Here is a 13,489-nt window from a genome sequence, read left to right as displayed (position 1 = left end):
TGCTCCCACACGCGCCCGGCAACGGACACTGCCGGGTTCCGGCAATCTTTATGCGGTTTTGATGCCGGACAGTCGTTCGGCCAACGTGTCCAGGGACTGGAACGTGGCCCCGAGGAGCGCCACATGCTTCCAGCGCAGTACGCCGTCCGGTCCGATGAGGAAGACCGCGCGGCGCACCCCGATCCCGGGCGCCGCGACGCCGTACGCGCGGGCGGTCTCCCGTCCGGCGTCCGCGAGCAGCGGCATCCGCAGTCCGTGGGCGCGGGCGAAGGACTCATGACTGTCCACGCCCTGTGGACTGATTCCCCAGACCTCCGCGTCGAGTTCGTCGAAGGTCTCCATGCCCGAGGAGTACGAGCAGAGCTGCTTGGTGCACACGGCCGTGTTGTCGCCCGGGTAGAACGCGAGGACCACGGCGCGCCCCTGTGCCGCGGAGAGGGTGTAGTCGCGGCGCTCGAACGTCTCGCCGGTGAGCGCGCCGCCCGGCAGCGTGAAGTCCGGTGCGGTCCGGCCGATGTGCGGTGACGATCCCATGTCGGTTCCTCCGAGGTTCGGTGCTGCGGAAGTGTTCCGGGTGGTGCTCCGTACAGCATGCTCGTCACGGGACCGGCCCCCGCACCAGGAGGTACCCATGCCAGACCGACGACCACCCTCCGCCGCCGTGCTCCTGCTGCACGGCGGCCGTGAGACGGGCCTGGGCCCGCCCCCGCCCGGCCCGCTGAACCTGCCCGCCGCGCGGATGCGTCCCTTCAGGCGGGCCCTCGCCGGGGCCACGGGCGACGGCGCGGCGGACGTCCTCGTGCGCCCCGCCCGCTATACCCACCGCGGCTGGAACGGCCCCCGCGAGGACCCGTACCACGACGCCGTACGCGCGCTCGACGCCCTGCGCCGCGAGGCCGGTGAGATCCCGGTGGTACTGGTCGGCCACTCGATGGGTGCCCGTGCCGCCCTGCGCGCCGCCGGCCATCCGCTGGTACGCGGCGTGGTGGGCCTCGCCCCGTGGTGCCCGGCCGACGATCCGGTCACCCAGCTCGCCGGCCGCGATGTCGTTCTGCTGCACAGCACCCGCGACCGGGTCACGAGTCCCCGGGAGTCCCAGTCCTTCACGGTCCGCGCCCGCCGGGCCGGTGCCCACGCCTGTCTGATCGCGATCCGGGGCAGCGACCACGCGATGCTGCGACGCGCCGGTGCCTGGCACGAGCTGACGGCATGTGTCGTCACCGGTCTGCTGGGTCTGGGCCCGCTGCCCGGCGCGGTCACGACGGCGCTCCGCCTGCCCCTGGCCGCCCCGGCGACGGACGGGACCCTCGACCTGGACCGGCTCGGTCTCGGCCGCCGGGACCACGCCCCGTCCGGACACGGGCGGCCGGGGGCCGGGGACCGCGGGAGAACGTGACGGCTCGCGGTGCCGGGGGCACGCTCGTTTCCGGGGGTGGCGCCGTGGTGCAGGGGCGGGGGAACGGGCGCACCCTGGTAGGGAGGTGATCGTCATGGTGCAGACAACTGTCGGGTGGCATGTGGACCTGGAATTCGAGGAGGACACCCACCGCACCCGCGCGGCCGCCCTGGTCCGGCTTCCGGACGGGAACGAGGTGCGGGCCCACGGGTATGCGAGCCGTCACCCCTCCGACAAGGATCAGCCGCGAGTGGGTGAGGAGATCGCGGGAGCCAGAGCGCTCAATGAGCTGGCGATGAAGATGCTGACGAAGGCGCACGACGAGATAGACGAGGCGTCCGGCCGGACATCGCACCCGCTCACCTGAGCCGCGACTGCCGGAATCCCCACCGCCGGAGTTCCGGGCGTTCACACGTCCGGGGCCCGGCGGCCATGTGCGGTCCGTTCCCCGCAGGAGGCGCCGCGGGCGCGCGGAAGGGGCGGCCGGGCCCGCCCGGCGGACGAGGGGGCGGCGGGACCCGGCTGCGGATGCGCGGCGCGGGTGGGCGGCCGACGATTGAAGGCCGGGCTGCGGGAGGCCCGTGCCCCCGCCCCAGGAGGTTGACGTGCAGGCCGATGCGTACGCCCACGGCGCCGTGCCGTTCGACCCGGCGAGCCTGGTGGCTCTGGTCGAGGACACCATGGCCGGGGTGGGTGTCCTCGACATGGGGCTGCGGTATCTGTACGTCAACCCTGCCCTCGAACGGCTCAACGGGGTTCCGGCCGCCGAACACCTCGGACGCACCGTCTCCGAGGTCCTCCCCGGGGTCGACGCGGGCGAGGACATGATGCGGGCCGTGCTCGCCGACGGGAAACCCCGTGAGATCACCTCCAGCGGATTCACCGCGGCGGGCACCGGCCGACGGTACTGGCACGGGGTGTACCACCGGCTTGAGGTCGGCGGGCGGATCGTGGGCCTGGCCGGGATCATGCTGGAGATCCTGACCTCGGACCGGGGACGGGAGGAGCTGGCGCAGGCCCGGCGGCACCTGACCCTGCTCGACATGGCGGCCACCCGGATCGGCACCACGCTCGACATGGACACCACCTGCTCGGAACTCGTCGACCTCGTCGTACCGGGCCTGGCGGACCTCGCCACGGTCGAGGTGTTCCCGCCCGACATCGCCGCTCCGGTACGTCCCGCGCCCGCCGGTGTGCTGCGGCTGCGCAGGGCGGCGCTGACGGCGGTGACCGGGCTGCGCGCCGAGCTGCCGGCGTTCGGGCTGGCCGGTGAGTACATCGACTACCAGGAAGGCGCGGCCGTACAGCGCTGTCTGGCGACCAACCAGCCGGTCGTGGAGAACCACACCACCGACGAACAGCTCAGGCGTTCCGCCCCCGCTCCCGATCGGGTCGCCGCCTACCGCGCCCTCGGGATGCATTCGGCGGTCATCGTGCCCCTCACCGTGCGCAGCCGTCCGCTCGGCATCCTCGGCCTGATCCGGTCGGGGGACTCACCGGTCTTCACGGACGAGGACGTGGTGGTCGCCCGGGAGCTCGCCGGCCGCGCCGCCGTCGATCTCGACCACGCCCGCCGGTTCGGCCACGAGCACACCATCGCCCTTGAGCTGCAGCGCGCCCTGCTGTCCGAGCCGCGCCCGCCGCACCCGCACATCGAGATCGCCACCCGCTATCTGCCGGCCGACCGGAGCGTGATGGTCGGCGGCGACTGGTTCGACGTGATCCCGCTGCGGGACGGACGGCATCTGAAGGCGATGGGCGATGTGATGGGCCACGGGGTGGAGGCGGCGGTCGCCATGAGCCACTACCGCTCGCTGCTGCGGATGTTCGCCGACGACGAATTGCCGCCGCACCGCATCCTGGAACAGCTGGACCGGGTGGTCGAACGGTCCGGACTGGACCGGGCGGCGACCTGTCTGCTGGCCGTCGTCGACCGGGACGGCGGGGCGTGCGAGGTGGCGAGCGCCGGTCATCTGCCGCCGGTGCTCATCGATCCGGGAGCGGCGGGAACCAGGGTGTGCGACGAGATGCCGGTGGGACCGCCGCTCGGCACCGGGTTCGGCGGGTACCGGACGACATCGGTGGAGTTCGGGCCGGGCACGGTGCTGTTCCTGTACACCGACGGCCTGGTGGAGCGGCGCGGTGAGGACATAGACGTCTCCGTCGGCCGCCTCAGGGAGCTGACCCTGCCCGCGGGCGGCAGCCTCGACGAGCTGCTGGACGACGTCCTTCGGCGGTTCGGGCCGGGCGCGGAGGACGACATAGCCGTACTGGCCTCGCGCACCCGGCCCCGCACCACCCCCTGACCCGGGACGCCGCCCGGCATCCGGGGCCGGTCAGCCCAGCTCCAGGCTGGTGATGCCGAACAGGCCGGTGTGGTCGACATCCGGTGCCGGGCCCGTGTACATCCGGGCGGTCTCGAACGAGGGGGTGAGCCCCAGCTGTTCCGCGAGGCGCACGGCCGCCGGATTGACGTCGGGTACGTCGACCGCCACCGGGGTGTCCGGATCGGTGGCCGCGAGCGCGCTGACGAGGGCACCGGCCACCTCGGGCGACCGGGCGTACACGGGACCGATGCGGGACGACGTACGGCAGCGGCGCGTCACGGCGAGGCCCCGCAGCTCCCCGTCGCGGACGGCGGCGAGCGAGGTGCGCCCGGGGCCGGCGATCCACGGAGCGAGGAAGCTGTCGCGGTCGGCGGGGAAGAAGCGGCGGTCGTAGGAGGCCAGCCGGTCGAACGGGACGGAGCGGGCGTCGACCAGGGCGGTGCCGGGCGGGACGGGCAGGCCGGCGGGCGGCCGGCCCTCGTAACGCATGTTCGTCCAGACGGAACGGAATCCGGATTTACGGTAGTTGGGCTGTTGGGCCACGACACCGTCCAGCCCGACGTTGCGCCCGTCCAGCCGTGCCATGCCGGCCTGCCACAGCTGGATGCCGTAGCCCTGGCCGCGCAGCTCGGGGCGGGTGAGGTAGAAACCCAGGAACCCGAAGTCGCGGCCGTAACGGACCACGGAGACGCAGGAGACCGGAGTGCCGTCGAGCCGGCCGATCAGGAAGCCGCGCGGATCCGCGGAGAAGAAGGCATGACGGTCGGTCAGCCCGGGATTCCAGCTCTCCTCGTGGGCCCATTCGGCCAGCATCGTGAGGTCGTCGGCGCTTGCGGTGGTGATCTCGAAGTTCGACACGGGGCACCTGTACCCCGGGGGCGATCGGTTCAACGGTGGTCTTTGCGTCATCACCCGGTCCGTGGCCGGGCCGTCGAACGCCGCTCAGACGAACAGGAACGTGCCCGCCGTCGCGGCCCCCAGCGACGCCCCGGCGACTGTCTGCGCCACCGAGTGGTACCCGAGCGCGACACGCGACCAGCACACGGCGACGGTCATCGCGTACGCGAGCAGCCACCACGGAGAGTGGACCACGGCGGGCAGCGCGACGACGGCCGAGGCGACGGCGGCGTCCACCGAGATCTTCCAGACGGTGTTGACGGCCAGCAGGATCACCGTCATCGCCCAGAGGGCGAGCATCGCCACGAGGATGCCGGTGGGGGCGTGGCCCAGGACCATCACCAGTGAACCGGCGCCTATGGAGCCGAGGATGACGAAGAAGATCGGGGCCCGTTTGGTGCGGTCGACGACATGGCGGTCGCCCCAGGTGCCGCGCCCCCGCTCCCATTCGATGTACCCGGCGGGAACGATCCCGGCGCACAGGGCGCCGAGGAGGCCCCAGAGGAGTCCGGTCCAGTGACCGGCGGCGGCCAGGCCGATGCCGAGCATGCCGGCCAGCAGCAGATTGCGCGGCTGGAAGACGTCGGTGACGGTGCGCGCGGCGCCGGTGCGCGGCGAGGCGGCGGCGTCGGTCGCACCGGTGGGGCCGGTCGCTTCGGTGGTGTCGGTGGACGTCATGCTGTCTCCTCCGGGGACGGGGTGCGGGCCGGTGCGGTGGTTCCGGCGGCTGCCGCGGACCGCGCGGACTCTGCCGACGCGGCGGACACGGCACGCGCCAGCACCTGCTCCGCCCGGTCCTGAGTGACCGTCCGGCAGGCGGCGGCCACCCGGACCAGCCAGGCCACCTCGCCGTCCTGGTCGATGGCGTGCTGGGCCTCGACCGCCGCGGCGCCCGAGGCGGGCGCTCCGGTGCTCCTGGCCCGCAGCGCCGCCTTGATCCAGTAAGCCTCGGCGAGCGGCCCGGCCTTCCCGTCGTCCGGGCCGCCGCCGCGGGTGCCGTCCGCGGCGGCGGCCCTGGCGGCCGGGAGCAGGGTGTCGGGGACGTAGTGGCGCAGCTTCTCGACGGCGTCCGCGATATCGGCGGCCCAGCGGTCGACACGCAGGTCGGCGGGGGTGTCGAAGCGGGTCAGCTCGCGGGCCAGCGAGGCCGGCGGGTCGAAGGGCTGCTCGGGGAAGGCCCTCATCAACTCGGTCCAGAGGCCGTGCAGTTCGACCTGGGCCCGCCACAGTTTCGCGCGCCGCTGCCCCTTGCCGAGGGCGGGAACGGAGGCTCCCACCGCGAAGAAGGCGAAGAGCACCACCTGCGCCGCCTCGGTGATCTCGTCGAACTTCAGGGCGAAGTCCTCGCTCGGGGGGTCGACGACGCCGGCCCACAGGAACAGGGTCCGGCTGACGGTGTACCCGACCCCGATGAACATGGCGAAGGTCATCATGCCGAGGCCCACGCGCAGATGGCGCAGCCCGGCACCGGCGGTGGCCAGCGCCCACTGGTAGGCGCAGACGGCGGACGCGGTGCCCAGGTAGAGGTAGAACACGCTCATGTACAGGGTGGCGCCCCACTGTCCCGCGTGGTCGGCGACGAAGCGGTCCGCGGGTACGGAACGGTCGACGACGGTGAAGAACAGCACGGTCAGCAGGATCAGCGTGGCGATCGACGCCTTGGTCGCCACCTGCTGGATGGCGCGGGCGAAGCGCACGTGGCGCGGAACGGTTCCGGCGTCGGGGTACTGGCCGTAGATCGCGACGATGTAGCTGAGGATCGCCAGGATCGCGATCGTCGCCGTGTAGTGCTTGATGAGGACGGCGAGGTCGGTGACGGCGCTGTCGTTGAGGGCGATGCGCACGGCCCGGGTCTTGGTCCACAGGGCGGCGGCGAATCCCGCGTAGCAGCCCCACAGGGCCCGGCGGCGCTTGTCCTCCTCGTCGCCCCACAGGGCGGCCGGCATGCGCCAGAGGGCGACGGCCGTCATCAGGGCCGCTACGAGATAGCCGGCGAGATCGAGCGGGGTCACGGCGGAATCCTCTGGAGTGGGGGAGTGGGGGAGTGGGGGGACCGTTCGGTGTCAGGTGCGGCGGAACAGGCCGCGGCGGCGGTTGGCGACGGGCCGGGAGAGGGAGTTCGCCAGGCGACCCACCATGTCGTCGCTCGTCACGTCCCTGGCCATGCGGGGAATGAGCGAGGCGCCGAACTCGGCCATGCGTTCGTCGTGGGTGTCGTACTGCGCGCGGGCCTGCACGGTGCCGTCGCCCGAGCGGAGCGCGTCGGCGATCGTGGCGGCCACCGGCCGCGGAGCACCGGCGGTCGCGGGGGGCCGCGGCGGGGCTTCGGTTCCGAGGACCCGGGTGATCAGCGAGGTGTCGAAGACCGGCAGCAGCCGCCGGAGCTGTTCCGGATCGAGGGAGGTGCCGTGGTCGAACCACTCGTGGCACAGCTCGTGCAGGATGACGTGCTGGGTCTGGTACGCGGTCGGGCGGCGCCGGTAGAGCACGAAGCTGGTCCCGCCGGTCTTCAGCCGCAGACCGCAGGCGGCGTTGACGCGGGCCAGCCGGTCGGGCATCTCGTGCAGCACGATGGTGCGGCCGCGGGCCGCCTCCATGTTCGCCACCAGTGCGTCGATGGAGAAGGGGGCGGGGATGGGCAGGTCGGCCAGCCCGGCCTCGCACTCCTTGCGCAGTTGGCGCAGCGACATGAGGACCTACTTCTCCGGATCGCCGAAGGGGGAGCCGCCGTCACCGTCGGCGTTGCTCCGCCGGCCCTTGGCGTCCTCCAGCAGGGAGAGCGCGAACTGCAGCAGCTCCGGCGGGAGTCCGTCCTCGTCGAGGCCGCGCCCGGCCAGTCCGCTGATCTCCCCCGTACGCCGCTTGGCGAGGAACTGGAGTCCGGCGACGACGTCGTCGACGACCTCGGACTCCTCCTTGAAGAACCGCCAGTCCACGCCGAAGCCCAGACCGAGTGCCTTGAGGATGTCCTCGGAGGGCTGAGTGACCTTTCCGGCGAGAATGTTGGAGAAGTAACTGTGCGAGAGGGAGCCGCCGCGTTCCCTGACCAGGTCGGCGAAGACCCGTCCCGAGACCTTCTGGCCGGGGAACGTCTTCTCCACCATGTACTCGACCTTCTGCTGCAACGTCCGCAGCTCCGGCACGCGTTCCTTGCCGCCGTCCATCCGGTCCCCCACGTATCCGCACGTCCGACCGGCGCCGCGCGGTCTGCGATTCGGTCAACGGGCTCGTACTGTAACGAACCCTGACGGGGCGTCCTGAGCGCGGTCGGTGGTACGGGAGCGGGCTTGCGCAAACACTCTACGTCACTGTTAACTCGAAAAAACACGGGCAGGGAACCACGAGGGGAGTCCCCTGCCCGCGAAGTCCGGCATGGGCAAAAAGGGCATGCTTCGCATAGTGGTGTGGCCCTTCACGACGGGGGATGCGTGAAGGGCTACGCCTGCATTATGACCGCTGGTCAGGTCGTCATCAACTGACCGATGGGTCAGTGGGTGTGCCGCGTGTCGCGGCGCACCGTCCCGCACTGTCCCACGCCGTCGGCGTCGCCGGGGTGACGCGGTGCGGTCCGAGGGTGGGCGCCGGGGCGGGCGAATACCCGTGACCGTCGGAACAGAATTCCACGCAATGTGCGACGATGATTTATGGCGTGCGTGGTGGAGCGTAATTATTTGCCGCGCCCGGACGCTTCCGTCGTGCTACCCTGAATGTAGTTGCAGTTGTGGTTCCCAAGATTCCAAGTGCTCTCGTCGACCCAATGTGACGACGAGTGCGCTTTTGCATTTCCGGCACTTTGTTCTGGATGGGGTAATCATCGCGGCGACGTGGAATTCACGCAATGTGAATCCCGGGCACTGCCCCAGAAGGAGATAAAAAAAAATGGCTACTGGCACCGTGAAGTGGTTCAACGCGGAAAAGGGCTTCGGCTTCATCGAGCAGGACGGCGGCGGCGCGGACGTCTTCGCCCACTACTCGAACATCGCCTCCAGCGGTTTCCGCGAACTGCAGGAAGGCCAGAAGGTGAAATTCGACGTCACGCAGGGCCAGAAGGGCCCGCAGGCGGAGAACATCACCCCCATCTGATCCTGCTGCTCCGGCGCCGACGCGCTGGTCGCACGTGCACAGCTGGGGCCCGCACCTTGGGTGCGGGCCCCAGCTCATTGTTTTCCGGGGCCCGCATCGTGAGCTGCGCGGCGGATGCCCCCCGAGGCCCCCGGACCCGTTTGTCCGGTACGGATCATTTTTCTCAGCCGGGCTTCGCACACATATGTCAACGGCCCGTTCTTGTGATTCCTGTGCCGCTCGTCGCCGCAGCGAGTTCCTCGATACGCGCCCTGTCGAGGAAGGGTTCCGTATGAACCGCGACCGCACAACCCGCTCGAACGACGGAAACTCCCGCACCCGCTCCGGCGGCGGATTCCGCTCGCAGTCCCCGAGCCGCCAGGGCGGCCAGGGCGTCGGCCGCTACGGCACCGCCCAGCGTTCCGGTGGTTCCGGCCGCAGGCCCGCTGCCAAGCAGGGCGAGTTCGCGCTGCCGAAGACCATCACCCCGGCGCTGCCGGCCGCCGCGGCCTTCGCGGAGCTGGACATGCCCGCGCCCCTGCTGGCCGCGCTCGCCGCCGAGGGCGTCACCACGCCGTTCCCGATCCAGGCGGCCACCCTGCCGAACTCGCTCGCGGGGCGCGACGTGCTGGGCCGCGGCCGGACCGGTTCCGGCAAGACGCTCGCCTTCGGCCTGGCCCTGCTGGCCCGTACCGCGGGCAACCGGGCCGACGCCCGCCGCCCGCTGGCCCTGGTCCTCGTCCCCACCCGGGAGCTGGCCCAGCAGGTCACCGACGCGCTCACCCCGTACGCCCGCTCGCTCAAGCTGCGCATGGCCACCGTCGTCGGCGGCATGTCGATCGGCCGACAGGCCTCCGCCCTGCGTGGCGGTGCCGAGGTCGTCGTCGCCACACCCGGTCGGCTCAAGGACCTCGTCGAGCGCGGCGACTGCCGCCTCGACCGGGTCGCCATCACCGTCCTCGACGAGGCCGACCAGATGGCCGACATGGGGTTCATGCCGCAGGTCACCGAACTGCTCGACCTGGTGCTGCCGGGGGGCCAGCGGATGCTGTTCTCGGCGACTCTGGACCGCAACGTCGACTCGCTGGTCCGCCGCTATCTGCACGACCCGGTGGTCCACTCGGTCGACCCGGCGGCCGGTGCCGTGACGACGATGGAGCACCATGTGCTCTACGTGCAGGGGGCCGACAAGTACGCCACCACGACCGAGATCGCGGCCCGCGACGGCCGGGTGATCATGTTCCTGGACACCAAGCACGCAGTGGACAAGCTCACCGATCATCTGCTCAACAGCGGGGTGCGGGCCGCCGCGCTGCACGGCGGCAAGTCCCAGCCGCAGCGCACCCGCACCCTGACCCGGTTCAAGACCGGGCACGTCACGGTGCTGGTCGCCACGAACGTCGCGGCGCGTGGCATCCACATCGACAACCTCGACCTGGTCGTCAACGTCGACCCGCCGAGCGACCACAAGGACTACCTGCACCGCGGCGGGCGCACCGCCCGCGCCGGTGAGTCCGGCAGCGTCGTCACGCTGGTGCTGCCGGGCCAGCGCCGTGAGATGACCCGGCTGATGGCCGACGCCGGGATCGTCCCGAAGGTCGCCCAGGTCCGCTCCGGTGAGGCCGAGCTGAGCCGGATCACCGGCGCGCAGAAGCCCTCGGGGGTGCCCGTCACCGTCACCGCCCCGGTGACCGAGCGGGCCAGGAGCGGCGCACCGTCCTCCCGTGGCCGGCGCGGCCGTCCCGCCCGGTCCGGGCAGTCGCGCCGCTCGGACCTGCCCACGCCGGAGGCGCGCGCCGCCGCCAAGCAGCGCCGCACCAACCGGGCGGCGTGACCTCGGGGCCGTTCCCCGTTCCTCCTCAGGCGATCATGAAGTCCCGTGCGGGCAAGGCGCGTTCGACGATCCGGATGTCGCCGAGCCAGCCGTGCATCAGCTGGTCGAGCCTGCCCCCGTACTCGTAGGCGCCGAGCAACCAGGGCAGGCCCGCGGTGGCGAGACCGGTGGCGCGGGTGGCGGGATTGCGGGCGACGACGCAGCCGTCGACGTACATCGTCGTGTGCTTCGCGTCGTTGACGACCGCCACATGCCACCACCGTTCCCGCGGCAGCTCATGGCTCCAGTTGGTGACGGCCCCCGCCTGGTTCAGGGGCGCCGCCGCCCACTGGAGCCCGGGGCCGTCCGACACGGAGAGGGTGGCGACGGGCTCCTCCGGGTCGCCGGAGGTCTTGCCCGCGGCCCCGAGCGTGCCGCGGCGGCTGAGTACGGCGCCCCAGGCGTTGCGTCCGGCGTCCCAGTCGGCGGGGAGGCGGAGGAAGGCTTCGATGGTGTAACCGGCCCTGAAGGTCTTGGTGTTGAGCGGTGCGTTGTTCTCCGTGCGCAGATACGCGCCGCGCAGCGGGGGCTTCGAGCCGTCGAAGTAGAGGCTGCCGTGAGCGGGCTGGTCGGGGTGGTGGCCGGTGGACCAGCGCAGCGCGTCGGGCGCACTGCCGGGGACGGCTTCGCGGAGCAGGTCGTTGCGGTGCCCGGAGAGATCGGGGACACGCAGGTTCGCGTCGGCGGCCGAACCGTCCTGGTGCGAGGGGGAGTCGAAGCGCCAGTAGGCGACGGTGCCCGGTATCAGCAGCTGCTTCGCCGGACGGGGGCCTCGCACGGGCACGGGCGCGAAGCCCGCGAACCGCTTCTCGAAGTCGATGGGGACGGCGAAGCGGTCCTGCGGACCGGTCAGTTCGATCTCGCCGCGCTCCAGCTCGTTGAGCTTCTCGCCCGCGCGGCCGAGGATCCACGGGGAGATCGTCTCCACGTCGATGGTGTTCCTGGCCAGGTCGAAGCGGTAGAGGCGGATCATCGCGCTGCCGCCGTAGTAGCGGTTCTGATAGTTGGTGATGTGCAGGTGGACGTCGTTGCCCGCGGTGTTCTTGCGGGTGGTGCGTCCGGCGGGCCAGTAGTGGCCGTTGAGAGTGAGGAAGATCTGGTCGTGCCCGGCTATCAGCTCGTCCCACAGCTGCTTTCCGTGGTCGGAGAATTCGGCCTCGTCGCCGTCCGCGTTCGCGTACACCAGCTCGTGGGTGGTGAGGATGACCGGCGTGTCCGGGTGCTGGGCGATCACGTTCTTCGCCCAGGCGAGACCGCCCGCCGACGGCCGCCAGTCGAGCGCCAGGACCAGCCACTCGCGACCGGCGGCGTGGAACAGGTGGTACGTGTTGTAGCCGTCCGGGGTCGCGCCGCCGAACGTCGGCAGGCGCCGCATGCGCTGCGGGCCGAACGTGTCCAGGTACGGGGTGCGACCGCGCTGGTCGTCGGTGGACGACTTGATGTCGTGGTTGCCCGCGACGACGCTGTAGCCGACCCGGCGCCGGTCGAGCAGCCCGAACGCCTCGCCGATCGACGCGAATTCGCCCGCCTGACCGCTCTCGGTGAGGTCGCCCAGATGGGACAGGAAGACGATGTTCTCGTCGCGCCCGTGTTCGAGGACGTAACGCAACGACGCCTCGACCGGCGCCTTGTCGATGCTCGCCCCGTCGAAGAGGTACTGGGTGTCCGGCATGACGACGAGTGTGAATCTGGGGCTCTGGGGGTCCGGCCGCCAACCGGCCGTGACGGCATCGGCGTTCTGCTGGGGAAGAGCCGCGGCGGGAGTGGCGGACACGAGCCCCGTGGCCGCGGTGGCGGCACCGGTGAGTGCGGTGGCCCGCAGGAACGTACGACGGCTGGCGCCGGGCAGAAGCGGCCCGTCGGGCTGGTGGAGGGGGCTGCACATGGATGTCTCCGCGGGGAGGAACGGCGAGGGGGTTCGTCTGCAAGCTAGCCGCGGGGCGGGGGAGGAACCGGCCCGTAGGGGCGACAGCTGGGCGAAGACTCCATGAACTGCATAACGCCGGACGGCGGGCGGGGGTGCCGTGGGCCCTGGTCGGTGGGGCGGACTCGCAGGGCCGGTCCGCGGAACCGCCCTGCGAGTCCGAGTCCGGAGCGCCCCGCCCTCGTCAGCGTCCGCCCGCGACCCGGAGCACCGCTCCGGTCACATAGGACGCCTCGGCGGACAGCAGCCAGGCGATGGCGGCCGCGATCTCCGTGGCGGCCCCGGGGCGGCCGAGCGGGATGCCGGGCACGGCCGCTTGCGCACGGCCGGGGTCGCCCGCCGTGGCGTGCATGTCGGTCTCGATCATTCCCGGGGCGACCGCGTTGACCCGGATGCCGTCGGCACCCAGCTCCTTGGACAGCCCGATCGTCAGGGTGTCCGTCGCGCCCTTCGTGGCGGCGTAGTGGACGAAGTCCCCGGGGCTGCCGAGGGTGGCGGCGGCCGAGGAGACATTGACGATCGCTCCGGACCCGGTGGCCGCCATGTCCTTCGCGGCCCGGCGGCAGCACAGCAGAAAGCCGAGGACGTTCACGTCGAGGACCTGACGCAGTGTCCGGGTGGAGGTGTCGACGAGGCGCCCCAGAGGTCCCGTCACTCCCGCGTTGTTGACCAGCCCGGTGACGGGGCCGAGCTGCGCAGCGGCGGTGTCGAAGAGCCGTTCCACATCGGCCTCCACGGAGGTGTCCACCCGCACCGTGACACAGCGCGCCCCCGCGGCCCGCACCGCCGCCGCGGTCCGCTCGGCGGCCTCGGCGTCGCTCACGAAGCCCAGGGCGAGGTCATGCCCCTCGGACGCGAGGCGGACACAGGTAGCGGCGCCGATGCCGCGGCTGCCACCGGTGACGACGGTGACGGGTCGCGACGACGCAGTGGTGCTGTTGACTGACACTGGAGGAACCTCTCGTTCGGGTCATGCCTGTCACGCCGTACGCGGATTGTACGGAGAGCGC

At 71.6% G+C, this 13,489-nt stretch carries 13 protein-coding genes; 5 read left to right on the top strand and 8 right to left on the bottom strand.

The genetic code is table 11. The features are described 5' to 3' along the window. Nucleotides 1–48: 48 nt before the first annotated feature. Entirely contained in the window at nt 49–534 is a 486-nt protein-coding gene (locus tag ACF1B9_RS08640) for a peroxiredoxin family protein (RefSeq protein ID WP_391741440.1), read from the bottom strand. Nucleotides 535–631: 97 nt separating this feature from the next. On the opposite strand from ACF1B9_RS08640, the gene ACF1B9_RS08635 reads away from it, so the two are divergent. The 3 genes from ACF1B9_RS08635 to ACF1B9_RS08625 all read left to right on the top strand — a co-directional run bounded on the left by ACF1B9_RS08635 (nt 632) and on the right by ACF1B9_RS08625 (nt 3,702). Continuing rightward, the gene (locus ACF1B9_RS08635) at nt 632–1,396 is read left to right on the top strand and encodes an alpha/beta hydrolase (RefSeq protein WP_391741442.1); all 765 of its coding nucleotides are present in this window, start codon (nt 632–634) and stop codon (nt 1,394–1,396) included. Nucleotides 1,397–1,490: 94 nt separating this feature from the next. Further along, complete coding sequence (locus ACF1B9_RS08630; RefSeq protein ID WP_351071777.1) at nt 1,491–1,763, top strand: DUF1876 domain-containing protein; 273 nt, start codon at nt 1,491–1,493, stop codon at nt 1,761–1,763. Nucleotides 1,764–2,001: 238 nt separating this feature from the next. Then, nucleotides 2,002–3,702, top strand: a complete 1,701-nt coding sequence (locus ACF1B9_RS08625; RefSeq protein WP_391741444.1) for a SpoIIE family protein phosphatase — start codon at nt 2,002–2,004, stop codon at nt 3,700–3,702. 30 nt (nt 3,703–3,732) lie between these two features. Here ACF1B9_RS08625 and ACF1B9_RS08620 read toward each other — a convergent pair whose 3' ends face one another. The 5 genes from ACF1B9_RS08620 to ACF1B9_RS08600 all read right to left on the bottom strand — a co-directional run bounded on the left by ACF1B9_RS08620 (nt 3,733) and on the right by ACF1B9_RS08600 (nt 7,784). Then, nucleotides 3,733–4,581: a GNAT family N-acetyltransferase gene (locus ACF1B9_RS08620; RefSeq protein WP_391741446.1), complete on the bottom strand. Its 849-nt coding sequence runs from the start codon at nt 4,579–4,581 to the stop codon at nt 3,733–3,735. An 84-nt stretch (nt 4,582–4,665) separates the two neighbouring features. Continuing rightward, complete coding sequence (locus ACF1B9_RS08615) at nt 4,666–5,298, bottom strand: hypothetical protein (RefSeq protein ID WP_391741448.1); 633 nt, start codon at nt 5,296–5,298, stop codon at nt 4,666–4,668. Further along, nucleotides 5,295–6,632 carry an MAB_1171c family putative transporter gene (locus ACF1B9_RS08610; protein ID WP_391741450.1) on the bottom strand — a complete coding sequence of 446 codons (1,338 nt, stop codon included), beginning with the start codon at nt 6,630–6,632 and terminating at the stop codon, nt 5,295–5,297. The genes ACF1B9_RS08615 and ACF1B9_RS08610 overlap by 4 nt, the downstream gene beginning before the upstream one ends. 51 nt (nt 6,633–6,683) lie before the next feature. After that, on the bottom strand, nt 6,684–7,310 hold the full coding sequence (locus ACF1B9_RS08605) for a toxin (RefSeq protein ID WP_391741451.1): 627 nt from the start codon (nt 7,308–7,310) through the stop codon (nt 6,684–6,686). A gap of 6 nt (nt 7,311–7,316) precedes the next feature. Then, the gene (locus tag ACF1B9_RS08600) at nt 7,317–7,784 is read right to left on the bottom strand and encodes a hypothetical protein (RefSeq protein ID WP_391741452.1); all 468 of its coding nucleotides are present in this window, start codon (nt 7,782–7,784) and stop codon (nt 7,317–7,319) included. 715 nt (nt 7,785–8,499) lie between these two features. Between ACF1B9_RS08600 and ACF1B9_RS08595 the strand changes: the two genes are divergently transcribed. Both ACF1B9_RS08595 and ACF1B9_RS08590 read left to right on the top strand, forming a co-directional pair. Continuing rightward, on the top strand, nt 8,500–8,703 hold the full coding sequence (locus ACF1B9_RS08595; RefSeq protein ID WP_391741453.1) for a cold-shock protein: 204 nt from the start codon (nt 8,500–8,502) through the stop codon (nt 8,701–8,703). Between the two features lie 271 nt (nt 8,704–8,974). Then, entirely contained in the window at nt 8,975–10,516 is a 1,542-nt protein-coding gene (locus ACF1B9_RS08590; RefSeq protein WP_391741455.1) for a DEAD/DEAH box helicase, read from the top strand. Nucleotides 10,517–10,541: 25 nt separating this feature from the next. Here the strand turns inward: ACF1B9_RS08590 and ACF1B9_RS08585 are convergent, their stop codons facing one another. Together ACF1B9_RS08585 and ACF1B9_RS08580 are read right to left on the bottom strand one after the other, a co-directional pair. Continuing rightward, nucleotides 10,542–12,440 (bottom strand): LamG-like jellyroll fold domain-containing protein, encoded by a 1,899-nt coding sequence (locus ACF1B9_RS08585; RefSeq protein WP_391741456.1) that lies wholly within the window; start codon nt 12,438–12,440, stop codon nt 10,542–10,544. A gap of 223 nt (nt 12,441–12,663) precedes the next feature. Beyond that, entirely contained in the window at nt 12,664–13,428 is a 765-nt protein-coding gene (locus tag ACF1B9_RS08580) for an SDR family oxidoreductase (protein ID WP_391741457.1), read from the bottom strand. Nucleotides 13,429–13,489: the final 61 nt, after the last annotated feature.

Source organism: Streptomyces sp. NPDC014727, assembly GCF_043083485.1.
Lineage (GTDB): Bacteria > Actinomycetota > Actinomycetes > Streptomycetales > Streptomycetaceae > Streptomyces.
Note: the sequence above shows the minus strand (reverse complement) of the source record. Positions and strands in the feature narration are given on the sequence as shown.